The organism is Nocardia camponoti (assembly GCF_014646135.1).
GTDB lineage: Bacteria > Actinomycetota > Actinomycetes > Mycobacteriales > Mycobacteriaceae > Nocardia > Nocardia camponoti.
Map to the genome: position 1 here is coordinate 697,034 of NZ_BMMW01000002.1, position 23,552 is coordinate 720,585.

Annotated in this window: 25 protein-coding genes; 10 read left to right on the forward strand and 15 right to left on the reverse strand. The window is 64.5% G+C overall.

The window, feature by feature from the left end:
• Positions 1–27: 27 nt before the first annotated feature.
• The gene (locus tag IEX78_RS24220; protein WP_373291562.1) at positions 28–4,803 is read left to right on the forward strand and encodes a molybdopterin-dependent oxidoreductase; all 4,776 of its coding nucleotides are present in this window, start codon (positions 28–30) and stop codon (positions 4,801–4,803) included.
• 9 nt (positions 4,804–4,812) lie between these two features.
• Here the strand turns inward: IEX78_RS24220 and IEX78_RS11225 are convergent, their stop codons facing one another.
• On the reverse strand, positions 4,813–5,856 hold the full coding sequence (locus tag IEX78_RS11225; RefSeq protein ID WP_188828839.1) for an aldo/keto reductase: 1,044 nt from the start codon (positions 5,854–5,856) through the stop codon (positions 4,813–4,815).
• A gap of 82 nt (positions 5,857–5,938) precedes the next feature.
• On the opposite strand from IEX78_RS11225, the gene IEX78_RS11230 reads away from it, so the two are divergent.
• Positions 5,939–6,568, forward strand: coding sequence for a TetR/AcrR family transcriptional regulator (locus tag IEX78_RS11230; RefSeq protein WP_188828840.1), 630 nt, complete (start codon positions 5,939–5,941; stop codon positions 6,566–6,568).
• 32 nt (positions 6,569–6,600) lie between these two features.
• On the opposite strand, the gene IEX78_RS11235 is transcribed toward IEX78_RS11230, so the two are convergent.
• Positions 6,601–7,185 carry a TIGR03086 family metal-binding protein gene (locus IEX78_RS11235; RefSeq protein ID WP_188828841.1) on the reverse strand — a complete coding sequence of 195 codons (585 nt, stop codon included), beginning with the start codon at positions 7,183–7,185 and terminating at the stop codon, positions 6,601–6,603.
• A 139-nt stretch (positions 7,186–7,324) separates the two neighbouring features.
• Here IEX78_RS11235 and IEX78_RS11240 point away from each other — a divergent pair, with 139 nt between their 5' ends.
• Positions 7,325–7,597, forward strand: coding sequence for an Rv3202a family protein (locus IEX78_RS11240; RefSeq protein ID WP_188828842.1), 273 nt, complete (start codon positions 7,325–7,327; stop codon positions 7,595–7,597).
• On the opposite strand, the gene menD is transcribed toward IEX78_RS11240, so the two are convergent.
• Complete coding sequence (menD, locus tag IEX78_RS11245; protein ID WP_188828843.1) at positions 7,591–9,219, reverse strand: 2-succinyl-5-enolpyruvyl-6-hydroxy-3-cyclohexene-1-carboxylic-acid synthase; 1,629 nt, start codon at positions 9,217–9,219, stop codon at positions 7,591–7,593. The genes IEX78_RS11240 and menD overlap by 7 nt on opposite strands.
• Positions 9,220–9,466: 247 nt before the next feature.
• On the reverse strand, positions 9,467–9,913 hold the full coding sequence (locus IEX78_RS11250; RefSeq protein ID WP_188828844.1) for a DUF6918 family protein: 447 nt from the start codon (positions 9,911–9,913) through the stop codon (positions 9,467–9,469).
• A gap of 132 nt (positions 9,914–10,045) precedes the next feature.
• Here IEX78_RS11250 and IEX78_RS11255 point away from each other — a divergent pair, with 132 nt between their 5' ends.
• The 4 genes from IEX78_RS11255 (at position 10,046) to IEX78_RS11270 (ending at position 13,793) form a co-directional block, all read left to right on the forward strand.
• The gene (locus IEX78_RS11255) at positions 10,046–10,948 is read left to right on the forward strand and encodes a 1,4-dihydroxy-2-naphthoyl-CoA synthase (protein WP_188828845.1); all 903 of its coding nucleotides are present in this window, start codon (positions 10,046–10,048) and stop codon (positions 10,946–10,948) included.
• A 316-nt stretch (positions 10,949–11,264) separates the two neighbouring features.
• Positions 11,265–12,398, forward strand: a complete 1,134-nt coding sequence (gene menE / locus IEX78_RS11260) for an o-succinylbenzoate--CoA ligase (protein WP_188828846.1) — start codon at positions 11,265–11,267, stop codon at positions 12,396–12,398.
• 38 nt (positions 12,399–12,436) lie between these two features.
• Positions 12,437–12,901 carry an SRPBCC family protein gene (locus IEX78_RS11265; protein WP_188828847.1) on the forward strand — a complete coding sequence of 155 codons (465 nt, stop codon included), beginning with the start codon at positions 12,437–12,439 and terminating at the stop codon, positions 12,899–12,901.
• A gap of 22 nt (positions 12,902–12,923) precedes the next feature.
• Entirely contained in the window at positions 12,924–13,793 is an 870-nt protein-coding gene (locus IEX78_RS11270) for a 1,4-dihydroxy-2-naphthoate polyprenyltransferase (RefSeq protein WP_188828848.1), read from the forward strand.
• Positions 13,794–13,805: 12 nt separating this feature from the next.
• Here the strand turns inward: IEX78_RS11270 and IEX78_RS11275 are convergent, their stop codons facing one another.
• From IEX78_RS11275 to IEX78_RS11290, 4 genes are all read right to left on the reverse strand, one after another.
• Positions 13,806–14,189 (reverse strand): phage holin family protein, encoded by a 384-nt coding sequence (locus tag IEX78_RS11275; protein ID WP_188828849.1) that lies wholly within the window; start codon positions 14,187–14,189, stop codon positions 13,806–13,808.
• A 63-nt stretch (positions 14,190–14,252) separates the two neighbouring features.
• Positions 14,253–14,816: a Clp protease N-terminal domain-containing protein gene (locus tag IEX78_RS11280; RefSeq protein WP_188828850.1), complete on the reverse strand. Its 564-nt coding sequence runs from the start codon at positions 14,814–14,816 to the stop codon at positions 14,253–14,255.
• Between the two features lie 42 nt (positions 14,817–14,858).
• Positions 14,859–15,941, reverse strand: coding sequence for an L-cysteine desulfhydrase Cds1 (gene cds1 / locus IEX78_RS11285; protein WP_188828851.1), 1,083 nt, complete (start codon positions 15,939–15,941; stop codon positions 14,859–14,861).
• Positions 15,938–16,261: a DUF4229 domain-containing protein gene (locus IEX78_RS11290; protein ID WP_188828852.1), complete on the reverse strand. Its 324-nt coding sequence runs from the start codon at positions 16,259–16,261 to the stop codon at positions 15,938–15,940. Before IEX78_RS11290 ends, cds1 begins: the two co-directional genes overlap by 4 nt.
• A gap of 155 nt (positions 16,262–16,416) precedes the next feature.
• Between IEX78_RS11290 and IEX78_RS11295 the strand changes: the two genes are divergently transcribed.
• From IEX78_RS11295 to IEX78_RS11305, 3 genes are all read left to right on the forward strand, one after another.
• On the forward strand, positions 16,417–16,623 hold the full coding sequence (locus IEX78_RS11295; protein ID WP_188828853.1) for a BldC family transcriptional regulator: 207 nt from the start codon (positions 16,417–16,419) through the stop codon (positions 16,621–16,623).
• Positions 16,624–16,739: 116 nt separating this feature from the next.
• Entirely contained in the window at positions 16,740–17,387 is a 648-nt protein-coding gene (locus tag IEX78_RS11300; RefSeq protein ID WP_229683880.1) for a hypothetical protein, read from the forward strand.
• An 81-nt stretch (positions 17,388–17,468) separates the two neighbouring features.
• Positions 17,469–18,092: a VOC family protein gene (locus IEX78_RS11305; protein WP_188828854.1), complete on the forward strand. Its 624-nt coding sequence runs from the start codon at positions 17,469–17,471 to the stop codon at positions 18,090–18,092.
• Here the strand turns inward: IEX78_RS11305 and IEX78_RS11310 are convergent.
• From IEX78_RS11310 to IEX78_RS11340, 7 genes are all read right to left on the reverse strand, one after another.
• Positions 18,089–18,517 carry a DUF4189 domain-containing protein gene (locus IEX78_RS11310; protein WP_188828855.1) on the reverse strand — a complete coding sequence of 143 codons (429 nt, stop codon included), beginning with the start codon at positions 18,515–18,517 and terminating at the stop codon, positions 18,089–18,091. The two genes, IEX78_RS11305 and IEX78_RS11310, sit on opposite strands and share 4 nt — an antisense overlap.
• A 91-nt stretch (positions 18,518–18,608) precedes the next feature.
• Complete coding sequence (gene ccsB / locus IEX78_RS11315) at positions 18,609–19,565, reverse strand: c-type cytochrome biogenesis protein CcsB (RefSeq protein WP_188828856.1); 957 nt, start codon at positions 19,563–19,565, stop codon at positions 18,609–18,611.
• Complete coding sequence (gene resB, locus IEX78_RS11320) at positions 19,566–21,191, reverse strand: cytochrome c biogenesis protein ResB (RefSeq protein WP_188828857.1); 1,626 nt, start codon at positions 21,189–21,191, stop codon at positions 19,566–19,568.
• Entirely contained in the window at positions 21,191–22,006 is an 816-nt protein-coding gene (locus IEX78_RS11325) for a cytochrome c biogenesis CcdA family protein (RefSeq protein WP_188828858.1), read from the reverse strand. The genes resB and IEX78_RS11325 overlap by 1 nt, the downstream gene beginning before the upstream one ends.
• Entirely contained in the window at positions 22,003–22,236 is a 234-nt protein-coding gene (locus IEX78_RS11330; protein WP_188828859.1) for a hypothetical protein, read from the reverse strand. Before IEX78_RS11330 ends, IEX78_RS11325 begins: the two co-directional genes overlap by 4 nt.
• Positions 22,233–22,868, reverse strand: coding sequence for a TlpA disulfide reductase family protein (locus tag IEX78_RS11335; RefSeq protein WP_188828860.1), 636 nt, complete (start codon positions 22,866–22,868; stop codon positions 22,233–22,235). The genes IEX78_RS11330 and IEX78_RS11335 overlap by 4 nt, the downstream gene beginning before the upstream one ends.
• Entirely contained in the window at positions 22,865–23,527 is a 663-nt protein-coding gene (locus IEX78_RS11340; RefSeq protein WP_188829528.1) for a histidine phosphatase family protein, read from the reverse strand. Before IEX78_RS11340 ends, IEX78_RS11335 begins: the two co-directional genes overlap by 4 nt.
• Positions 23,528–23,552: the final 25 nt, after the last annotated feature.

Consider the following 23,552-nt stretch of genomic DNA (forward strand, 5'->3'; position numbering starts at 1 on the left):
GTAAATCGGGCGCAATGCCGACTGGTAATGATCGAGGGCATGACCGAACCATCCGAGACCGGCGTTCGTACGCAGTGCTCGTACTGCGGGGTCGGTTGTGGAATTACCGTCCAAACTACGACTGATCAGTCGGGCGCGCGACTTATCGCGAAGGTGTCCGGGGACAAGCTGCACCCGGCCAACAGCGGTCGACTGTGCACCAAAGGTGCGACGCATGCCGACATGATGGCGGCACCCGGTCGCATGGCTACCGCGCTGCGACGGCCTGAGCGCGGCGAAACGCCGGTCGCGGTGCCGGTCGACGCGGCGATTGCCGAAACCGCAGCACGACTACGCGCGATTCTCGACGAGCACGGGCCCGACGCCATCGCGCTGTATGTGTCGGGACAGATGTCGCTTGAGGCGCAGTACCTCGCGACCAAGCTCGCCAAGGGCCACCTACGCACGGTCCACCTTGAGGCCAACTCACGGCTGTGCATGGCGAGCGCGGGCACCGGATACAAGCAGTCGCTTGGCGCCGACGGGCCGCCCGGGTCCTATGACGACTTCGACCACGCCGATCTGTTCTTCGTGACCGGCGCGAACATGGCCGATTGCCACCCGATCCTCTATTTGCGCATGGTCGACCGGCTGAAGGCTGGCGCGAAGCTGATTGTTGTCGACCCGCGCCGCACCGATACCGCCGCGCGCGCGGACCTGTTCCTCCAGATCGTGCCCGGCACCGACCTCGCACTGCTCAACGGGCTGCTCTTTCTGCTGGTTGAAGAAGGTGCCATCGATTCGGAGTTCATCGCCGCCCACACCGACGGCTGGGACGCGATGCCGGAGTTCCTCGCCGATTACGCGCCTGAGCGGGTCGCCGACATCACCGGACTCGCCGTCGACGACATTCGGACCGCTGCCCGCATGATCGCCGACGCTGGCGAGTGGATGTCGCTGTGGACGATGGGGCTCAACCAGTCGACGCACGGCACCTGGAACACGAACGCGCTGATCAACCTGCATTTGGCGACGGGCGCGATCTGCCGTCGCGGGTCGGGGCCGTTCTCGCTCACCGGTCAGCCGAACGCGATGGGTGGGCGCGAGATGGGGTACATGGGGCCCGGGCTGCCTGGGCAGCGGAGTTTGCTTTCGGCTGCCGATCGCACGTTTGTTGAGACGGCGTGGGGGCTTGATCCCGGTTCGTTGCGCACCGAAGCCGGGCCCGGCACGATCGACATGTTCGGTCAGTTGGCAGAAGGCGCGATCAAGGCCGCGTGGGTTATCTGCACGAATCCGGTTGCGACCGTTGCCAATCGGAAGACCGTGATCGCCGGGCTCGAAGCTGCCGAGTTGGTTGTTGTCCAGGACGCGTTCACCGAAACCGCGACCAACGCCTACGCCGACATCCTGCTGCCCGCCACGCTGTGGGCGGAGGCCGACGCGGTGATGGTGAACTCCGAGCGCACGCTCACGTTGGCGCGACAGTCGGTTGACCCGGTTGGCGACGCTCGGCCAGACTGGATGCTGATCGCCCAGGTTGCCACCGCGATGGGGTTCCCTGGGTTCGAATTCGCTTCCAGCGCTGAGGTTTTCGACGAACTGCGGCAATTCGCGAATCCGGCGACCGGCTATGACCTAAGCGGGATCTCCTACGAAACGCTCGCTGCCGGGCCGATGCAGTGGCCGTGCGCCGACCCCGCCCAGCCGCGTAACCCGATCCGGTACCTCAATGATGGGTTCGTTGATCCGGTGAGTGGGGTCGCGCCCCGGCTGGCCTTCGCGACGCCGAACCGTCGCGCGATGTTCTTCCCGCGACCGCACATGCTCCCTGCCGAAATGCCCGATGATGACTACCCATTCCTGCTGAATACGGGGCGTTTGCAACATCAGTGGCACACGATGACCAAGACCGGGAAGATCGCGAAACTGACCAAGTTGACCGGCGGCCCGTTCGTTGAGGTGCATCCATCCGACGCGGAGCGCTTGGGCCTCGCCGCTGGTGACGTGCTGGAAATCGCCTCCCGCCGTGGTCGCGCGGTTTTGCCCGTGCGGGTGAGCGACCGGGTGCGCCCCGGCGACTGCTTCGCGCCGTTCCATTGGAACGACGAGCACGGGGAGTACTTGACGATCAACGCGGTGACCAGCGACGCGGTAGACCCGGCGTCGTTGCAGCCGGAGTTCAAGGCGTGCGCTGTTGCGTTGCGGAGGGTTGGACCCGCGCCGGTTGAGGCGGGTGCTCAGCCGGAGGCGGCGGGACCGACGGAGGTACGCGACGGTGAGAAGTCTGGCGCAGGTATCGCTGGGCGAACAGGTGTGGGTGCCGGTACAGGCGTAGGTGCGAGTGCAGGGCAAAGCGGCGATGTTGCCGACGTCGATGCGTGGTCGGATGCTGGCGAATTCGCGAACGGCGTCGGCCTGGGCGTTGGCACCCCCGCGTGGGCTGGCGCCGGTGGGAACGCGAACACCGGCGGCGTGGGTGCCGCTCGGGGCGGGGTGCATCCGCTCGCGAATGTGCTTGGGCTGCAATCGGGTAGCGCGCCGACGCTCAGTGAAGTCGAGCGAATCTATCTCGGCGGGTACCTCGCGGCGTTGCAATCGCTTCCAGTCACCGGGCTGCCGGTGTTGCCAGCGAGTGCGCCGATGTCGGGGCATACGCGGATGTATGTCGACGGGTTGCTCGCGGGGATGTACTCGCGGACAGTCGGCGGGCCTGCCGCGTTCGCGGAGCCCGGCGTAGCGCCCGACGCCCCGTCGCGCCCCATCACGCTGCTGTGGGCATCGCAGACGGGAACGGCCGAGGAACTTGCCGCGATGGTCGCCGCCCGGCTCAGCGATGCGGGTCTCGCCCCGACGCTCGTCGACATGGATTCGTGCGAACTCGACGCGCTCACCGGGGATTTAATCGTCGTCACAAGCACTTTCGGCGACGGTGGGCCGCCGGACAACGGCGCTGACTTCTGGTCGCGTATCAGCGACAGCGCGCTGCGTTTCCCCGGCGTGCGCTACGCGGTGTTCGCACTAGGCGACTCCTCATACGACGACTTTTGCGGACATGGCCGGAAGCTAGACGAACTGCTCGCCGAGCGTGGCGCTCAGCGTCTACTCCCCCGCGTCGACAGCGAGCCTGATTACGAAGAGTCGGCACAAGATTGGGTCGACGCGGTCGTGGTCGCGTTGACGGATCGCCCTGGCGGACCCGCCTCGAACGTTGACGAACCCGGACCTCAGGGCGTAATACCAACGGCACCAGCCACTTTCACTGATTTTGCCAGCACGGGTTATGGGTCCCCGCGCGGTCCGGCCCAACATGGCAGCGCAGGATTCGCGTCACCGGGACTCGGCGCAGCCAATTTCGCCACGCATGACCCAAGCAACGCTGGCGTCGGATCGGCTGGAGGCCACGGCGCTCTCACGCCCAACGGCGCAGCTGGCTTTAATGGCGGCTCTGGCCCAGGCACCACTCCAGACCCTGCAGGGGCGGGCCGGACCGGAGCTGTCACTGGCAGCGCCGCCCCGAACGGCGTCGGCAGCGCGACGGGCTTGGGCGGCGGCTCGCGCACCACAACAGGCTCTGCCGGGGCGAACACGACCGGCCTCAACGGTGTGGGCAACGCGGGCAATTTTCGTGGCCGCAACGCTGGCGGGACCAACACTTCCCCACGCGGTGGGTCAACCGCCCTCGCAGATCGCACCAATCACCGTGTCGCACAACCGTTTACGCGCCAATCGCCCATCCTCGCTCCTCTCATGCGCAACGAACTGCTCAGCGCGGATGGGTCCGACAAGGAGGTGCGCAGGTTCGGGTTCGACCTCCATAACCTCGACGCAACCTACGAGGTCGGTGACTCCCTCGGGGTCATGCCGCGCAACAGCGACGCGCTCGTCAATGAGTGGCTTACCGCGACCGGGCTCACCCCGAACCGCGCCGTCACCGTCGACGGGCACGACATCCCGCTCGCCGACGCCCTCAAAACCCACTTCGACATCGCCAAAGTAAGCACCGACCTCCTGACCTTCCTCGCCGAACGCAACCCACACCCGCAACTCGCGAAACTCCTGCGTCGCGACAATCGCAACGAGCTCGCGAAATACCTGTGGGACAAGCAAGCCGTCGACGTGCTGCGCGACTTCCCGGTCAACACCGACCTCGTCGACTGGCTCGGCGTGCTGAAAAAGCTTCAGCCACGCCAATACTCGATCTCGTCGAGCCCGCTCACCACTCCTGACGAAGTTCAGCTGACGGTCGGCGTTGTCCGCTACGGCGACGACGCCAAACGCGGAGGCGTGTGCTCAACCTTCCTCGCCGACCGCGCGACCACCGAAATCCCGATCTTCCTGCAACGCGCCCCACACTTCCGTCCTCCACTCGACCCGACAGCGCCGATGATCATGGTTGGCCCGGGCACCGGCATCGCCCCGTTCCGTGGTTTCCTGCACGAGCGTCGGGCGATGGGCGCGACCGGCAAAAACTGGCTGTTTTTCGGCGACCAACATGCCGCGCATAATTTCTATTACCGAGCCGAGCTGGAAGACATGTTCCGCTCCGGTTTCCTGACCCGCCTAGACCTCGCCTTCTCCCGCGACCAACGCGAACGCGTTTACGTCCAGCACCGCATGATCGAACACGGCGCGGAACTGTGGGCGTGGTTGCGCGACGGCGCCCACTTCTACGTGTGTGGCGACGCCGCCCGCATGGCGAAAGACGTCGACGACACCTTGCTCCGCATCGCCCAGATCCACGGCAAACTCGACGAGACAGCAGCCCTGGCCTTCAAGAAACACCTCGTCGCCGAAAAACGCTACGTGCGCGACGTGTACTGACCTTCCGGCTCAGGCCGCGCGGGCCGCTGGCGGGTTGAGCCGAGCGAAATCGGGCAGCCGGTGATACGGGTAGTAGGGGTACGGCGGTGTGGTGGCACTAACGGCGTCTAGCGCGGCGAGGTGTTCGGGTTCGAGATGCCAGCCGGTGGCGCCCAGGTTCTGACGTAACTGTTGCTCGTTCCGGGCACCGATCAATACGGATGCAACGGTGGGACGGGTGAGCAACCAGTTCAGAGAGATCTGGGGAACGCTGCGACCTGTTTCAGCGGCGATTCGATCGAGCACGTCGACGATGTTGTAAAGGCGCTCATCGTCAACGGGTGGTCCTGCCTGAGCCGTCTCGTGGAGTCGGCTTCCGGCCGGAAGCGGTTGCCCACGACGGACTTTTCCGGTGAGCCTGCCCCAGCCGAGCGGACTCCAGATGATGGAGCCAACGCCCTGGTCGGCACCGAGTGGCATCAGTTCCCATTCGTAGTCACGTCCGACTAGCGAGTAGTAGACCTGATGTGCGACCGGCTTTTCCAGACCATGCGCCTCGGCGGTGGCGAGTGTTTTCATCAACTCCCACCCGGCGAAATTGGACACGCCGAGATAGCGGATCTTGCCCGCGCGCACGAGATCAGTAAGTGCGCCGAGAGTTTCGGTCAATGGGGTGCCCGCATCAAATGCGTGTAACTGGAACAGGTCGAGATAATCGGTACCGAGACGGCGCAACGAGGCATCGACGGCACGAATCAGCCTTGCGCGACCGGAGCCCGCTTCGTGCGGACCGGGGCCGGTCGGTAGCGCCGACTTCGTTGATAACAAAACCTGTTCGCGCCTGCCCTTGATGGCCGCGCCGAGAACCTCTTCCGATGCGCCATCGGAATACACATCCGCAGTATCGAACAGGGTGACACCGGCCTCCAAGCTGATGTCGATCAACCGCCTTGCCTGCGCGGCATCGGTATCGCCCCACGCACTGAACAGAGCACCTCGACCCCCGAAAGTGCCTGCGCCGAAGCCGAGGGCAGGAACGAGAAGACCTGATGCGCCGAGCCGCCGATATTCCATGAGAGCTCCTAAAGGGACTATAGTTTCGTTAACGCGTTCGACGGTACACCCTAATCGCGCTAAATGAAACAGGAGTTCCATTATGGATCACGACATCGCTTGGCCGGGCTCTGTGCGCCCTGGTGGGCGCACTGCCCGGGTCCGAGAGTCTGTCCTGGAAGTGGCGGGTGATTTGCTCGCGGACCGTGGATTCGCCCACCTCGACCTGGCTGAGGTTGCCGCACGTGCCGGGGTCGGGAAAACCACGGTCTACCGCCGTTGGCGCACCCCCGCGGGGCTGGTGGGTGACCTGCTCGTCGATATGGCGGAGCAGTCGCTGCCACGCGCCGACACCGGCTCGCTGATCGAAGACCTCATGGCCAACGCGCGCCTGGTTGCGAAGACCCTCACCGACGGTCGCCAGAGCAATCTCTTCCGCGCTGTCATCGCCGCAGCCACCTGCGACGATGCCACCGCTGCCGCGCTGCGCACCTTCTACGACACGCGGCTCACTGAATGGACACCCTGCGTCGAAGCCGCTGTTGTCCGTGGCGAAGTTCCCGCTGGCACCGACGCACGGGCTGTCCTTTCTGCCGTCTCCGCGCCGCTGTACTACCGGCTACTCGCCAGTGGCGACCCGATCGACGACGAAGCCGCCGAGCAAGCGGCGAAGGCCGCCGCTGTCGCCGCCGCAGCAGGAACGTTCGTCACGAAGCAGGCCCAGCGCGCATGATCCAGCGCCCTCAAATACTGGTTGCCGCAACGCTAACGGGGTGCAGTCCACGCGGGGCCTCGGCCCGTAAGGCCGAGTAGGCGGTCGAATGCTGGTGCGTCCGAAGCGATTTCGACGGTTGGTCCAAACAAGCCCGGCGTGCCAGCAGGGTCGGTGTCGCGCAGGAATTCGGCGAGAATCCCCACATCCGTCGGTGTCACAGCCAACTCCTGACCGGTCGCGGCAGCCAGATCCCAGCCGTGAATCACGATCTCGTCGAGCGCGACCATCGCCATCACCGCCGCAGGCAACTCGACGCCACCAGCCTCGGTGTCACCGTCCCATGCGTCGGCAGCGCGCCACGCCGCGGTCAACGTGCCGAGTTGGACGGCGATGCGGGTGCGCCAATCGTCGGGAAGCGGGCTGTCGGCACCGCTGGGCGGCGGGGTCGAGTGACCAACCGACTCCTTCGTCGCGGCCTGCCGGAACGCCTCGGTTAGCCCAACGACGTGGGCGAGTAAGTCGCGTACCGTCGCCTCTTCGCAGGGTGTTGGGTTGGTGAGTTGGTCATCGACGATCCCGTCGACAACTGCCGTCAGCGCGCGAGCGGCGGGTTCGAAATCGAACTGCGGTTCCATGTGCACTCCTTTTAGCGACGACGCGACTACCCCTGTGCAGACGATTCCAGCGCACGAAACTCATCGGAGTGGGTTGCCGAGCAGCGCGGATCGGCGCACGCTGGTAGGGCAGATCGCGTTCCCGACCCAAGGAGCATCGATGATCGACTACGAAGACGCTCGCCCGCTGGACGTGGTCCCCGAGGCCGATCGGGTCGAACAGGCGCAAGATGCGTTCCGCGACGCCGACCCCGATGAACCGCCCTTTTTCGATGCCGCCAATTACGTCGACGAGATGGCGGCCAACATCGCACGCGACGCCGACACCGCCAACGCGGCCGACGTCATCGAACAAACCATCCCGGTGCCCTTCGACGAAGGTGCGGAAGGTTTCACCGTCGCCGAGGACACGACCGAGGTCGAGGACTACTGATCGGCGATTCGCGCGCGCACGGTCGCGTGTAGTTCGCGCAGCGACGAGCGCTCGGTGACCACTTCGAGCACACGCAAACCGTGCGCGTCGTCGGCGAGTTCGGCGGCCAACTCGGTCGGATCAACCTGGCGGTGCGGCACGCGATAAGCGGCGCACAACGCGGCGAGATCCATGCCGTGCGGCGTGCCGAACACGCGCTCAAACACGCCCGCGTATTGCGGATCGCCCTGTTCGAGCAGTTCGAAGATGCCGCCGCCGTCGTCGTTGGCAACGACGATCGTGAGGTTGGCCGGGCGCGGTTCGCCTCGTCCGATCAGCAGGCCGGACGCGTCATGGAGGAACGTGAGGTCGCCCATCAGCGCGATCGTGCGGCCCGGGTGCGCGAGCGCGGCACCCACCGCGCCGGAAACGGTGCCGTCGATGCCTGCCACACCACGGTTCGACATCACGCGAATTCCGGGGCGCGGCGTCGAGACAAGCGCGGCGTCGCGCACGGGGTTCGACGCGCCGAGCAGCAGTTGGTCGCCTTCACGCAAAGCGGCGGTCACGACAGCCGCGACATGCAGGCCGGTCGCCTTCGGGTGCGCGGCGAGTTCGTCGCGCACGGCTGCTTCGGCGACGGAATTGAGTTCGGCGCAGCGGGCGAGCCAGTCGGCTGCGGGCGCGCCCGAGGTCACCGCGCGTGTTCCCGTCCCGACGACGTTGCCGGAAACATCAGGCCAGCGCGGTCCGGTTGTTAACGCGAAGACCGTCACATCGGGATCGGCGAGCACCCGCGAGACCTGGCGATGCAACGTCGGTCGGCCGGTGATGATCGCCTGTTTGGGCTTCAACAGCGAAAGCGCGAGCGGATGCAGAGCTGGCCCGTGCAGCGGCGCGGTCGGCTCGGCGACGGTCGGCAGCGCCGACAGCTCGGGAAGCAGGCGCGCACCGTGGCCGGAAATGACGACGGTGTCGGGGGTGAGGTCGATGTCGAGCGGGACGTCGAGCGTCGCGTACTGCGTCGCCGTCCACGCGCGATCGTCCGGGCGACCAGCGGGCAGCGGCGCTTCGTCAAGCGACGGAACGAGCGGCTCACGCAGCGGAATGTCGAATTGGACCGGGCCCGCGTTGCCCGACCGGGTGCCGCGCGCGGCAGCTAATACGCGACATACAGCGGACCGCCACACACTGTTTTGCCGCGGGTACTGCTCAGCTTCTTCTTCGGCGAGACCGAGACTGATCGTCGCGCGCACTTGCGAACCGAAAAGGCCAAGCTGTTCAACCGTCTGGTTGGCCCCGGTGCCGAGCATCTCGTAAGGCCGATTCGCACTAATGACAATGAGCGGAACGCGCGCGTAATTCGCTTCAAGAACAGCGGGCGCGAGATTGGCGACCGCGGTACCCGACGTCATCACAACGGGAACGGGCTGACCAGACGAAACCGCGAGCCCGATCGCGAGAAATCCCGCGGTGCGCTCGTCGATGCGCATGTGCAACCGCAACTGTCCGGCGACGTCAGCGGCCTGCAAAGCGAACGCGAGCGGGGCATTACGCGAGCCCGGGCACAACACCACTTCGCGCACACCACCGCGTACGAGCTCGTCGACGACAACTCGGGCCTGAGCGGTAGACGGATTCACTCCCCCAGCCTGACAGAAACGCCCCCGAGATTCCGCCCCGCACCCCGTAATCTGCGCCACGGGCTCGCCAGCTGCGCCCAGCCACCCTGCCCACGCATGCGCGGAAAGCGCACCTTCCCGCCAAGGTATCCCCAAAGGGTTAGCGCCGTCCGTCCGATGGGCGTGCGGCGCTAACCCATCGGGCGGACCTCAGGGCGCTAACCCCGGCGGCGCCGCAGGCGACGCCAGAAAATACAGCACCGCCAAATTACTGAGCGTGCTTCTGGACCAAACCCGCAACGCGCGGCAGCGCCTCAATCACGTGCTTCTTCGCCGAACCACGCATCGACGAGTACACCTTCTGCAACGCAGGACGCGTCGACGCGTCGGCGCGAGCGTCGGTGACGGCGAGCAGCGACTCGGCGACCTCGTCGGACTTCGAGTTCAGCAGATCGGCGAACGAGCCGGTGCCGGTGGTGGTGTATTCGACCCAGTACGGCTGAAGCTGCTCAAGCAACTTCGGCGCGAGCGACGCGAGCGCGTCGGGGACGATCGTGGGGCTGATCTTCTTGACGGCCGCGTAGCCACCCTTCACGACCAGGCCGGACGCGCCGCCCTTGTCCGAGACCTCGGCGTCGAGAACCTCGACGGCCTCTGCAAGAAAAGCGGGACGCTTGGTGTCGTCGAGCAGGGATTCAGACAGTGCTGCAACCACTTTCAGGTTCCTCCGGATCGGTTCGTTGAACGTGCGATCGAGACTATACGCATGGGGCAACCCGGTCGCGCTTCGACGGCCTCACCTGCGCAGTTGCGGCCTCGTAGCGACTGGCGAGTAGCCCGGGCCATAATGCGTTCTGTGACTTTCGATCCGAAGCTGTGGCAGACCGTCCCGGGGTTCGAGGACCTTACCGATATCACCTACCACCGGCGCGTTGATCAGGGCACGGTTCGTGTCGCGTTCAACCGCCCTGAAGTGCGAAACGCGTTCCGGCCGCACACGGTCGATGAGCTTTACCGCGCGCTCGATCACGCGCGCATGACGCCCGACGTTGGCGCGGTGCTGCTCACCGGCAACGGGCCGAGTCCGAAAGATGGTGGCTGGGCGTTCTGTTCGGGCGGTGACCAGCGGATTCGCGGTCGCAGCGGCTACCAGTACGCCGAGGGCGAAACGGCTGACACCGTCGATCAGGCGCGGGCTGGTCGCTTGCACATCCTTGAGGTGCAGCGGCTCATTCGGTTCATGCCGAAGGTCGTGATCGCGGTGGTCAACGGGTGGGCCGCCGGTGGTGGCCACAGCCTGCATGTCGTCTGCGATTTGACGCTCGCGTCGCGTGAGCACGCGCGGTTCAAGCAGACCGACGCCGACGTCGGCTCGTTCGACGGTGGTTACGGCAGCGCGTATTTGGCGAAGATGGTTGGCCAGAAGTTCGCTCGCGAGATCTTCTTCCTCGGTCGCGCTTACACCGCGCAGGAAATGCACGAGATGGGCGCGGTGAACAAGGTCGTCGATCATGACGAGCTGGAAAACGTCGCGTTGGAGTGGGCCGCCGAGATCAACGGCAAGTCACCGCAGGCCCAGCGGATGCTCAAGTACGCGTTCAACTTGGCCGATGACGGCCTTGTCGGCCAGCAGCTTTTCGCTGGCGAAGCGACGCGCATGGCCTACATGACCGACGAAGCGGTCGAGGGTCGCGACTCGTTCTTGGAGAAGCGCAAGCCCGATTGGGCACCGTATCCCTGGCACTTCTAACGAGTATTCACACTGGTCAACGGCGTGAGCGATGCGTTTGCTCGGGGTAGCCGACTTGCCGAAGCTGGCTCAGACGGCAACGATAGCTCCGAGCAAGCGCCCGATCGCCGTTGCCCGGGCAGTGCGGGATTTGTCCGTCTGGTTATCGTCTACTGAATCGCAGTCGCTATGTCTTCTCGCTTTCTAGTGCCGTTTCCGCCGAAACCGACCCGTTGCCCCGGTCTGTCGGCTCGCATGACACGATCGACTCCGTGAGGGCGTGTGGCGAGCTGGATCGGGAGGTAGTTGCGTGAGCCGAACCCTGCGGACGCTACAGATGCCTACCGGCGCCGGGGTCAGCGAAGTTCTTCCGCATTTGCGTCAGGCTCTCGACGGCAGCGGCCCAGCGTGGCTGCCGATTCCGACCACTGATCGGCGCGAGGCAGCTCGACTTTCCGACGCGCTGAAACCGGGCGATCCGATCGACGATGAGGTCGCGCTTGTCGTCACCACATCGGGCACAACCGGCATTCCGAAGGGCGCGCTGCTTGGTGCCGAAGCGCTGCGCGCGAGCGGCAACGCGACCCACGAACGCCTCGGCGGACCGGGTAGCTGGCTGCTTGCCCTGCCGACGCATCACATCGCGGGCATCCAGGTGTTGTTGCGCAGCATTCTCGCTGGTACCGAACCGACCGTCCTCGACGTGTCCGGCGGCTTTTTGCCCGAAGCGCTCGCCGGCGCGGTCGGTGCGATGCGCGGGCCGCGTCGCTACTCGGCGCTTGTTCCGACGCAGCTGATCAAGTCGCTTGATTCGCCGATCGCGGCAAAAGCTCTCGCTGAGCTCGACGGCGTGCTCGTCGGGGGTGCGGCGACCCCGGTACCGATTTACGAACGTGCCCTCGACATGGGCATCAAGGTCGTGCGGACCTACGGCATGAGCGAAACGTGCGGTGGTTGCGTTTACGAGGGTCTGCCGCTTAACGGCACCCAAATCCGGGTCGAAGACGGTCGCATCGTGATCGGCGGCTCGATGGTCGCGCGCGGTTACCGCAACCTGCCCGATCATCCCGCCTTCGCCGAACCCGGCTGGTTCCGCACCGAGGACGCGGGCAGTATCGACGCTGACGGGCTGTTGTCGATCACCGGTCGACTAGACGAGGCGATCATGACCGGCGGGCTCCTTGTAATCCCGCAGGTTGTCGAAGCGGTGCTTTCGACGCATCCGGCGATTCGCGAATGCATCGTGCTCGGCCTGCCCGACGAGCGACTTGGCCAGCGCGTCGCCGTCGCGATCGTGCCGGTCGACGGCACATCGCCAACGCTCGATGAACTGCGCGCGCACGTGGTCGCCGAACTCGATTCGATCGCCGCCCCGCGCGAACTGGCGGTGCTCAGCGAGATCCCGCTGCGTGGTCCAGGCAAGCCGGACCGCGCGGCATTGCGTCGACTATTGGGTGACGCGACCCGCTGAACCGCTTTTTGTCGGTGCCCTCACTTATTCTCGTGCGCATGGCCGACTTCGAGGTGTCGAGGCACACAACCATTGCCGCCGCCCCGGCGCGCATTCATCCACTGCTCAACGATTTTCGTCAATGGCGGCGTTGGTCGCCTTGGGAAGAAGCCGATCCCAATCTCGCGCGCACTTACACCGGGCCCGAGTCGGGCGTCGGTGCCAGTTACGCGTGGCGCGGCAACCGCAAGGCCGGCATTGGCGCGATGGAGGTGAAAGCCGACTCCGAGCAGGGGGTTGGCATCGAACTGCGGTTCGAAAAGCCGTTCAAAGCAGTCAATTACGTCACGTTTACGCTCGTGCCAACCGCGGGCGGCACCGAGGTCACGTGGCGCATGAACGGCACCCGTGGCGGCCTTTTCGGGTTAATCGGCAAGATCGTGCCGGTCGACAAGCTCATCCTCAAAGATTTCGATCGCGGCCTAGCCCAGTTGAAGGCGATCGCTGAATCCGCCGACACCTAATCACGCGACTAGGCTGCCCAGCATGGCTACAGCTGCGCAATGGATCGAAGGTGCCCGGCCACGGACACTGCCCAACGCGATCGCGCCGGTCCTGGCTGGCACCGGCGCTGCCGCTTCGATCGACGGGCTCGTCTGGTGGAAAGCGGCGCTGGCACTGCTTGTTTCGCTCGCGCTGATCGTCGGCGTCAACTACGCCAACGACTATTCCGACGGTATTCGCGGCACCGACGACGAACGGGTTGGCCCGCTGCGGCTGGTCGGCTCCGGATTGGCTTCGCCGGAATCGGTGCGTACTGCCGCATTCGCGAGCTTGGGTGTTGGCGCGGTTGCTGGTCTGATTCTCGCGGCAACGTCGGCGTGGTGGCTGGTTGCCGTTGGCGCGCTGTGTCTGGCTGGTGCGTGGTTTTATACCGGTGGCAAAAAGCCCTACGGGTACAGCGGTTTTGGTGAGATCGCGGTCTTTATTTTCTTCGGCCTCATCGCGGTGCTCGGCACCGAATATGTGCAAGCCGGCCGTGTCGATTGGGTTGGTCTCGCCCTCGCTGTCGGCGTAGGCGCGTTTTCGAGTGCGGTCCTTGTCGCGAATAACCTGCGCGACATCCCAACCGACGCCGAGTCGGGCAAGGTCACGCTCGCGGTACGCCTCGGTGATCCGCGCACCCGCACACTGCAATTGGTGTTGCTCGCGCTGCCGTTCGTGCTCAGTCTCGTGCTTGTTGTTCGCACACCGTTCGCGCTCGTGGGGCTGCTCGCGCTCCCGCTCGCGATTCGCGCCAACGCGCCCGTGCGCAGCGGAAAGGGCGGGCTCGCACTGATACCCGCCCTCCGCGACTCCGGTCTGGCGATGCTCGTGTGGTCGGCGTTGACCGCGTTGGCGGTCGGGCTAACTTAGTTTTGGTCGGACCTAGTCCTTGTCAGGAACAACGAGCCCAAGCACCCAGTTCACCAGCGAAACAATCACGCCACCCCAGAACGCCGCCCAGAACCCGTCGATGCGCAGGCCGTAGTCGGTGAGGCTGGTGATCCACGCGGTCAGCGCGAGCATGCCCGCGTTCACCACAAGCAGGAACAGGCCGAGCGTGAGGATCACGAACGGCAGCGACAAGAGCTTGATGATCGGCTTGATCACGGCGTTGACGGCGGTGAAAACGGCGGCGATGATCACGATGATCGCCGCTTCGCCCCACCGCCCCCAGTCAGCGGGAACGAGAATCCAGATTTTTTGGATCCACGCGACGGCCGCCCAGATCGCGATCGCATTGACTACCAGACGAAGTGCTAGCTGCATAGGTCAATGCTAGGCCCGATTTGGCCGGACTTGGGGGTGTCCGGCTATGCGGTCTGGTGTCGCCTAGGCAGCGGCCTCAAGTGCGGCGCGCAGCTCCGCCTCGGCTGCCTCGACCACATCGGCGCCGCCAAGCACGGCGACAGTCGCGGGATCATCGACCTGCAATATGCCGAGCACCAAGTACTGAGCGCCGATATCAAGTTCCGAATACCGCATCGCCTCATACAGTGCGAGTTCGAGAATTCTCTTTGCATTGCGGGAGAAAGGCACCGGAGGCTTTTCGCCGGGCGGCAGAGGCTTTGCGTCGCGTACTCGCTCAGCCCGAACCTGCCGCTGACGTGCCGACACGGGCTCGTCAGCTTCCCATTCGGCCTCGCTGATCTGCGGCAGAGAGGCTAATTCGGCGAGCAGTCCGTCACGAGTGATGCCGTGTGCGGAAAGCACGGTGACCGTAAGTTCCTGATCAGGCTGTGCCAGCGCCCCGACAAGCACGTGCGCGGGCGTGATCCGGAGTGAGCGCAGTTCCCTCGCATGCTCTTGCGCGGCCACCACGGCCGTCCTCGCCGATTCGTTGAACGTCTCGTACATGCGCTGCGTCTCGTTTCCTCGATCTCGACGATTCGTCACCGATTATCGATGGTTGACGACTCGTCGCAACACGAGAAGTGTTCAGCCGCGCCACTTTCCGGTCAAAGCGAATTCGGTGAGGATTTCTGTTGGGCTGGCTAGGTCTAGGGCCTGGTCGGCGACCCAATTGTCGTCGAAGTACGTGCTCGCGTAGCGGTCGCCGCCGTCGCACAGCAACGTCACCACGCTGCCGCTCTCGCCAGCGTCGAGTAATTCGCCGATCAGCGAGAACGCGCCCCACAGGTTTGTCCCGGTCGAGCCGCCGACGCGGCGGCCCAGTTCGGCGCTCGCGTGCCGGGCGGTCGCGATCGACGCCGCGTCGGGCACCGCGATCATCCGATCAACGACCTGACCGACGAATGATGGCTCGACACGAGGTCGACCGATGCCTTCGATCCGCGACGAAAGGCCCGTGGTGAACGTGGCGTCTGCGTTTTCAAAACCGCCGTAAAACGCGGAATTTTCCGGGTCGACAACGGCCAATTTCGTCGCGTGCCTGCGGTAGCGGATGTAGCGGCCGATCGTTGCGCTCGTTCCGCCCGTGCCCGCGCCGACGACAATCCACTGCGGGACCGGATGCGTTTCCAGTGCCATTTGCTCGAAAATCGACTCGGCGATGTTGTTGTTGCCGCGCCAGTCGGTCGCGCGTTCAGCGTGGGTGAACTGGTCCATGAAGTGCCCGCCCGACTCGGCGGCGATCCGCTTCGCGGCCCCGTAAAGGTCAGGTCCGTCGACGAAATGGCAACGGCCGCCTTGCGCTTCGATCAACGCCACTTTTTGCGGCGACGTACTCGCAGGCATCACGGCGACAAACTCAAGCCCAAGCAATTTCGCGAAATAGGCCTCGCTGACGGCCGTCGACCCCGACGACGCCTCAACAACGGTCGTGCCCTCGGTCACCCAGCCGTTGCAGATCGCGTAGAGAAAAAGCGACCGCGCGAGCCGATGCTTCAGGCTGCCGGTGATGTGGGTTGATTCATCTTTGAGGTAAAGCTGCACCGGCCAATGAGCGGGAAGCGGGTAGCGCAACAGGTGGGTGTCGGCCGAGCGTTGGCTGTCGGCGTCGATGAGCCGAACCGCGTTGTCGACCCAGTCACGCGGGGCGCTGCGATCGCAGTGCTTCACCCTTCGTCTTCTCCACCACGCAGTCGGGCGCGCAGTTGCGCCTTGTCCTGGCGACGTTTCGCGTCGACGACAGCGATGTCTGCGTTCACACGCGCGCGCAGTTTCTTAAACAACGTAAGCGAAAGTGGCATAGCGACAATGACCGCGAACAGAGCCGCTACGATGAGCGGCACGTCGACGTTCACCAGTTGAGCAACGCCGACGATGAGCGCGGCGATCACCACGACCAGGCCGATACGGGCGAGCGTATAGATCCCCAGATTCAGGGCCAATCGCTTGCCGGCGCCTTCTTCACCTTGCTGACCAGTTGTTTCACTCACTCTGTCAGCCTAACCCCCAACTCTTGCGAGCCCTGTTCGCGGCTTTTGTCCATTACCTCCCCTTTACCAACAGTAGGTGGTTCGACTACGTGGGGGTCCTAGTGCGACGATGGCGCGGACTGATGAGGGAACTGTCGAGAACGGAGAGGTTAGCTATGACTGCGATCACCGTCGGCTCGGACGCTCTGCTGACACCAGGCCAAGTAGCCGCCATGTTCCACGTAGACCCCAAGACCGTGACCCGCTGGGCTCATGCTGGTCGACTCGGGTCGCTGCGCACCCCGGGCGGGCATCGGCGTTTCCGCGAATCTGAAGTAATGCAATTGCTTGAATCGCTCACCACTGAGGCAGTCCCGCGCTGACTCACCGCTGTCGAGCGCGGGCCCTCACCGGCTCGCGCTTGTCGCGAGTGTGTAGCGTGAGTTGCCGCACATACCCCGAATGTCGGGCGAAAAACGTGAATAGATAACGTATTCCGGTGATCGATGTGCAGCAGAGTTCCATCCCGACCACCTGGCGCGCGGCAGACGGCAGCGCCGTGACGTTCACCGAGGCTCGGTCAGCTTGGGTTACCGCGGCACACGATGTTCTCGCTGAAACAGCGAGTCAATTCAACAACTTCATTGTCAACACTGAGTTGGCTGAGCTGGTCCAGGAAGAATCCGGGATCCGCACCCAGGTGAAGTGGCAGCATTGGCTGCCCGTCGTACTCGATAAGGTCACCGAGTACTGCCACGCAAATAACGAACCGCCGCTGAGCGCGTTGTGTGTGCGCAAAAATCAGACCGTTGGCACCAGCTACCGCTACATTCTCGAAGTCGCTGGTCTGCCCATCCCCAATGACTTGGAAATGCACGCCGCCGCCGCGCGTTGGCAGTGCTACCAGCATTTCGCAACCGATCTGCCCGCCGACGGTGGACTGCCCACCTTGCCGCCGAAGGTTGCCGCTATTCGTCAGTCGACGTCGGCGAACATGGCCGCGAACGAGGAAGCTGATGCGACGGTGAAGCGGGCCACTTCGCGTCGCGGCAGTGTCGCGACGCCCAAGCCGGAGCCGGTGCGCAAGCCGGTTTGCTTGAACTGTCACGTTGAGTTGCCCGCGAACAAGATCTGCTACTACTGCTGAATTCGCTTGTCGCGCTTGGGGATTGGCTCATGGCGATTCCATCTGTGCAGTGTTGGGTGCTGAACGGTTAACGTTGGCCGCGTGAGCGACCTCGATCATCTCGTCCTTGCCACCCCCGACTTCGAAACCACGTTGGCGACGATCACGCGCCAACTTGGCGTTGAACCCGTCGAGGGTGGTCGCCACGACGGTCGAGGCACCCGCAATTACCTGCTTGGCCTTGGTGGCGACGATGTGTACTTGGAAATCATCGGCCCCGACGAAACCCAGCCCGAGCCCGCTCGTCCGCGCCCGTTTGGCATCGATACCTTGACCGAGGCACACCTGGCAGGTTGGGTCGCCCGCACGTCCGATATCGAGGGCGCGTTGTCGCGCGCGGCCAAAATCGGCTTTCCGTCGGGCGAGGCAACCGACATGTCCCGCACCCGCCCGGACGGCGTGACGTTGAACTGGCGAATCGCCTTGCGCGACTTTAAGCAGCCGGTGGAAGTGGTCCCATTCTTGATCGATTGGGGCGCGTCCGAACACCCGGCAGCGGCACTCCCCCAGGCGAAACTGGTGTCATTCTCGGCGACGCACCCGGCCTTTCGCGCGGTGAACGCGGTATTGAAGACCTTCGACACGTCGATCGCACTGACCCCCGGCATCCGCCCGACCTTGATCGCGACGATCGAAGGCCCGGCGGGAACGCTGACACTGACTTAATCCTGCTCGGGATCACTCGGCGTGCAGATGGACTTCAGAATCTCGATCCGGTGTTCGTAACGGTGACCGATGAGTCCGATCAGCCGCTCGCGAGCGTCGGCTTCTGCTTCCTCGATAGTCGCGCCGGACCCGCCGTGACTGCGATATCCGACAACGGAGGCGACCGCACCGCACTCGTCCCTGAACGCGGCGACCTGCACACATTGGGGCACGCCCTCTTCCGCGCACTTCTCGTCGGCGCCCGCGCGCGCGGCTTCGAAACTCGGATAGTTGATCGCCGTCACCACGCTGTCGCCACCGCGCTTAAACGCGTGCATGATCACGCCGTAGTAGTGCCCCTCCTCATCAGGCTCCGCCCCGGCAACCCCCGGCACGCCAAGAGAAACAGCCAGAACAGCGGCGAGGCCAGCCCCAAACTTGCGCATCAAAACTCCCGATTCAAACGGCCCCATTTCGGACCGAACCGGAGATCATCGCAGAACGAAACCCATTGCGCGAGTTGAAAACTCAGTTGAGTTAGTTCAACCCCGCGTAGCTGTGCAAACCGCTGATCACCATGTTGATGATGAAAAGGTTGAACAGCATTGCTACGAAGCCCGCCACGTTGATCCATGCGGCCTTCGTGTCTCGCCAACCGGAGGTTGCGCGTGCATGCAAATAAGCCGCGTACAAAACCCACGCGATGAAAGAGCAGGTTTCTTTCGGGTCCCAACCCCAAAAGCGGCCCCATGCTGCTTCGGCCCAAATCGCGCCGAGGATTACGCCGGCGCCGAACAGGGGGAAGCCGATGATCGTGGTCTTGTATGCCAGCTGGTCAAGGGACTGCGCGTCAGGCAAACGCGATGCGATGGTGCCGAGGACGTTCTTCGACTCACTGCCCGACTGCTCACGCATCCGGAACAGGTACAGCAAACTCGCGACGCCCGAAACCAGGAAAACACCACTGCCGACCGAAACGATCGTTACATGCACAGGCAACCAGTACGACTTCAATGCAGGGACAACTGGTGCCGCGTCAGCGTAAAGAATCGTGCCCGCGAGGAACATCAAAATCAGCACCGGGATCAGCAAGAACACCCACATGCCGCGGTAGCGCTGCTCACGCAGGAACGCGAGGCCGATCACGACAGCGGCGGCCGTCGCCATCGTCGTGAATTCGTACATGTTGCCGAATGGGAACCGGTGCGTCGCGAACCCGCGCAGCACGATGGCACCAACGTGCAGCGCCGCCCCAACAATCAGTACCGAGAACGCCATGTTGCCGAAGCGCTCAGCGAGCGGTCGCTTCTCAACGGGCGCGACTCGACCGGGACCGTCGCCAGCGCCAACGGCAACTAGCTCGCGCTCAAGAACTTTCTTGCCTCGCTCAGACGCGTACTGCACAAGCAGGAACACCGCCGCGAGCGCGTAAACGACAATCGCGGTCTTGAAGGCGAAGTCGCTGTAGCGGGCCAGCGTTTCGTCGATCGGCATCTACTTCTCCGTTTCAGCGCCGAGCAGGCGGGTGCGCAGCTTGTCGAATTCGCCGCCCCAGCCAGCTTGATCGCTTCTGGCCAGTCCACCCATTTCTACTACGGTACGTCGTTGACCGTCGGACGCATCGGACGGGTAGGCCCGAATCCACACGCGTCGCCGCTTGACCAGCAACGACACAAGCAACCCGGCCATCATCGTCAACGCGCTCACCAGCACCCAACCCTGGGCTGGGTCATGCGAAACCTGAAGGTTGACGAACTCTTTCGCGCCGTCGAAAGTGACCTTCACGCCGCTCGGCAGCGTGGTCGACTGCCCTGGCGTGAGGTTGACGCGCGCTTCCTTCGTCAAGCGGCCTTGCTTAATCATTTCGCTGTCGAGGGCGAACAACGACTGCGGACGACCGGTGTCAAGCCCGGTATCACCGCGATAGACGTCGATAGCGACCGCCGGATCGTCCATTCGCGGGAACGCCGACGTCAACAGGCTGCCGTGCATCAACGCCGTCGGCGCGAACAGCCCTTCGATCGCGATCTGGTTCTTGCGCCGCTCTTCCTCGGTCGCGTACATGCCGCCGGGCGGGTCGATCCGCAACACACCGCTCGACAGGAACGTCCGCGCGTCGTCGGGCCGCCACTGCACGGTTTCGGTGCGGGTCGCCCCATTCGGGAACGTGACGGTGAACGTGGGCGCGAAGCCATGTCCTTGCAGGTAAACGCGGTCGCCAGCAACGCGAAGCGGGTGGTTGACCGCGACCTCGGTGTCGCGCCAGGTGTTGGTCGCGAGGTCGGCACCTGCCTGGTAGGAGATGTTCGACTTGAACATCTCGGCCTGCCCGTTGTCGAGGTAGTCGGCCTTGAAGTCCTTGACCTTCACACACAGCGGCGTCATGCCGGTGCCGTCGTTCACGTTGCCCGCGCGGAACGAGTCGTACGCGGCTGGCGACGTGCTACAGAACCCGGGCCCGTCGCCGGTGATCACGATGACGTTGCCCTCGTAACCAAACAACTTGCCAACCGCGATCGCGACGAGCAACCCAACCAGCGCGAGGTGGAAAACGAGGTTGCCGAGTTCGCGCAGGTAGCCCTTTTCGGCCGACAGCGTGACTTCCCCGTCGCGCTTGCCCGGCCGAACAACGACTCGCCACCCGCGCAACTGCCCACGCGCGCGCTCAACGACTTCGTCAGCCGACTCGTCAGTTGTCTCGCTCGCGTGATGCGGCAGTCGACCAAGGTTGCGCGGAGCAGCGACGGGCGGCGTGCGCAACGCTTTGAAGTGGTCGACGCAGCGCGGCAGGATGCAGCCGACGAGCGAGATGAAAAGCAGCACGTAAATCGCGGTGAACCAGAAACTGCTGAACACGTCGAACAGTTCGGCGCGGTCCATGATCGGACCAAGCGTCGGCCGGTCGGCGATGTACTGGTCGACCTTCTGCGAGTTCAAACTGCGCTGCGGCAACAACGCGCCGGGAATCGCCGCGAGCGCGAGCAGGAAAAGCAGCACGAGCGCGGTGCGCATACTCGTGAGCCCGCGCCAGCCATTGCGAACAAACGCGACAGCGCGCCCGACCGGAGACTGCTTCGGGACAGGCGGCATCGCCACTGGGGGTGTGAGTGTGTCAGTCATCAGATTGGAAGAGTCACCTCGGAGACGAACCCGTCACGCACCCAGCCAACGAACTGGTCCCATGCCCCCGTGACCAGCGCGACGCCGACAGCGACGAGCAAAATTCCCCCGATAACTTGAATGGTTCGCGAATTGCGCCGCAGCCAACCGACACCACGCAACGCGCTGGCCGACCCGAACGCCAAAATCACGAACGGCAGGCCGAGCCCGAGGCAATACGCGACGATCAACGCGACACCACGCGCGGCGGTCGTGCCTTCGGTGCCAGCGGCGACGGCCATCACGCCCGACAACGTCGGCCCAAGGCACGGCGTCCAGCCAAGCGCGAAAACACCGCCGAGCAGCGGCGCGCCGACGATGCTGGTGAGCCTGCGCGGTTCCATTCGCGTGTCGCGTTGCAGCGCGGGAACGAGCCCGATGAAGGTCAACCCCATCAGGATCGTGACGACGCCACCGACGCGTTGCAGCACGTCACGGTTCACATTCAGCGTTTGAATCACGCCGAAAACCGTCGCGGTCGCGAGCACGAAAACAACGGTGAACCCAGCAACGAACAGCCCGGCAGCACCGGCGACGCGCAGTTTCGCACTACGTCGTTGCGCGGTGAGCGTGGCTGACTGGGCGGCCGTCGCGGGCGGCGCTTCGGCACCAACAAGCCCGGCGAGATAGGACAAATAGCCGGGCACGAGCGGCACCACGCACGGCGAAGCGAACGACACGAGCCCTGCCAACAGGCAGGCGCCCAGAGCAAGCAACAACGGGCCCGATGCCGCCGTCTGTTGGAAACTATCCCCGACTGCGGCTAGCGGAATCACTCGGTGGCGTCCCGCGAAGACTCGGCGTCGGTGTCGTCACCCGGTCGGGCGAGCGTGCGCTCAGTTTCGGCGTCGGCGGGGCCAAAATCGAAAAGGCCCTCTCCGGCGACACTGCGCGGGACGGTCGCGATGCCTGCCCATCGATCATCGACGGTCCAGCCTGCTCCCAGGCGACGGGCACCCTGACGAGGACGGCACGCGGTCAAGTTTCCTGGACGGCGACGGCTCACTGCTTCTCCTTGGCGAGTTGCTCGACCACGGGCTGCAAGTCTTCGGCCAATAGCGAGCGGAGGTAGACCGCGGCGACCCGGTGCTGACGATCCAGGATCAACGTGGTCGGAATGACACTGGTTGGGAAGTTTCCGCCGAGGGCGAGCAGAGTTCGCATCGACGGGTCGTAGATGGACGGATATTCGATCTTGTTGTCCACTACGAAATCCTGGGCTTTGTCGCGCTGTTGATCACGCACATTGATGCCCAGGAACGCGACGCCTTGATCTTTCGTCGCCGCGTACACCTTTTCCAATGCGGGCGACTCGGCGCGGCACGGGCCACACCACTGTCCCCACAAGTTGATGACCACGACCTGACCGGGGAAATCGTCGACCGAAACGGTCTTTCCCTCATGCATCAGATCGGGCCCCGATAGCGTGCCGATCGTCCCGCGCGAAGCGGGCGGATCGTATCGAATTTCGGTTTTGCCACCCGGTGAAACGAACTGGAAGGTGCCGCCACCGGTGGCCACCGCGTCGGCACCGGCGCTACAACCAGCGGCAACAGCGACCACCGCGGTAGCAGACAACAGCGCACTCACCGCCCGCCGATAACGACGGGTGGAACGTGACGCGGTGAAGCCGATCATGCGCCGTGGACCGCGGGGTCCGACGCGCCGGCCGGTTCGGAGTACACGATGTCTACCAGGGTATCCCCGTGGTAGACGAGTGAGGTAAGCGACGCGAGCGAGCACTGCCGACTGCGCGGATCGTGCCACAGTCGCTGGCCCGAAAGGAACCGTCGCAGCGTCCACACGGGCAGCTGGTGCGAAACCAAAACCACCTCGGTACCAGCACCATCGACGCGCGCCTTGTTCACTGCGGCGAGCATGCGGTGGGCGATCTGGAGGTAGGGCTCGCCCCACGACGGGGTGAACGGGTCGCGCAGCTTCCACCAGTGGCGCGGCTTGCGCAGCGCGCCGTCGCCGACGGAAACGCGCAGACCTTCGAAGGTGTTGCCCGCTTCGATGAGGTTCTCGTCGGTGCGAATGGTGAGGTCGTGCGCGGCCGCGATGGGCGCCGCGGTTTCCTGCGCGCGCTGCAACGGCGACGCGATCACCATCGAAATGTCGTGGTCAGCGAGCGACCGCGCGACAGCGGCAGCTTGCGCGCGACCGGTGACCGAAAGGCTGAAACCGGGCAGGCGGCCATAGAGGATGCCGTTGGGGTTGTGCACCTCGCCGTGGCGCAGCACGTGGACGATGGTTTCCACGGTGGCCGGGTCGGTGTCGAGCGACGGGGGCGCCACGGCGGGCGCGGGATGTGCGTCGGGC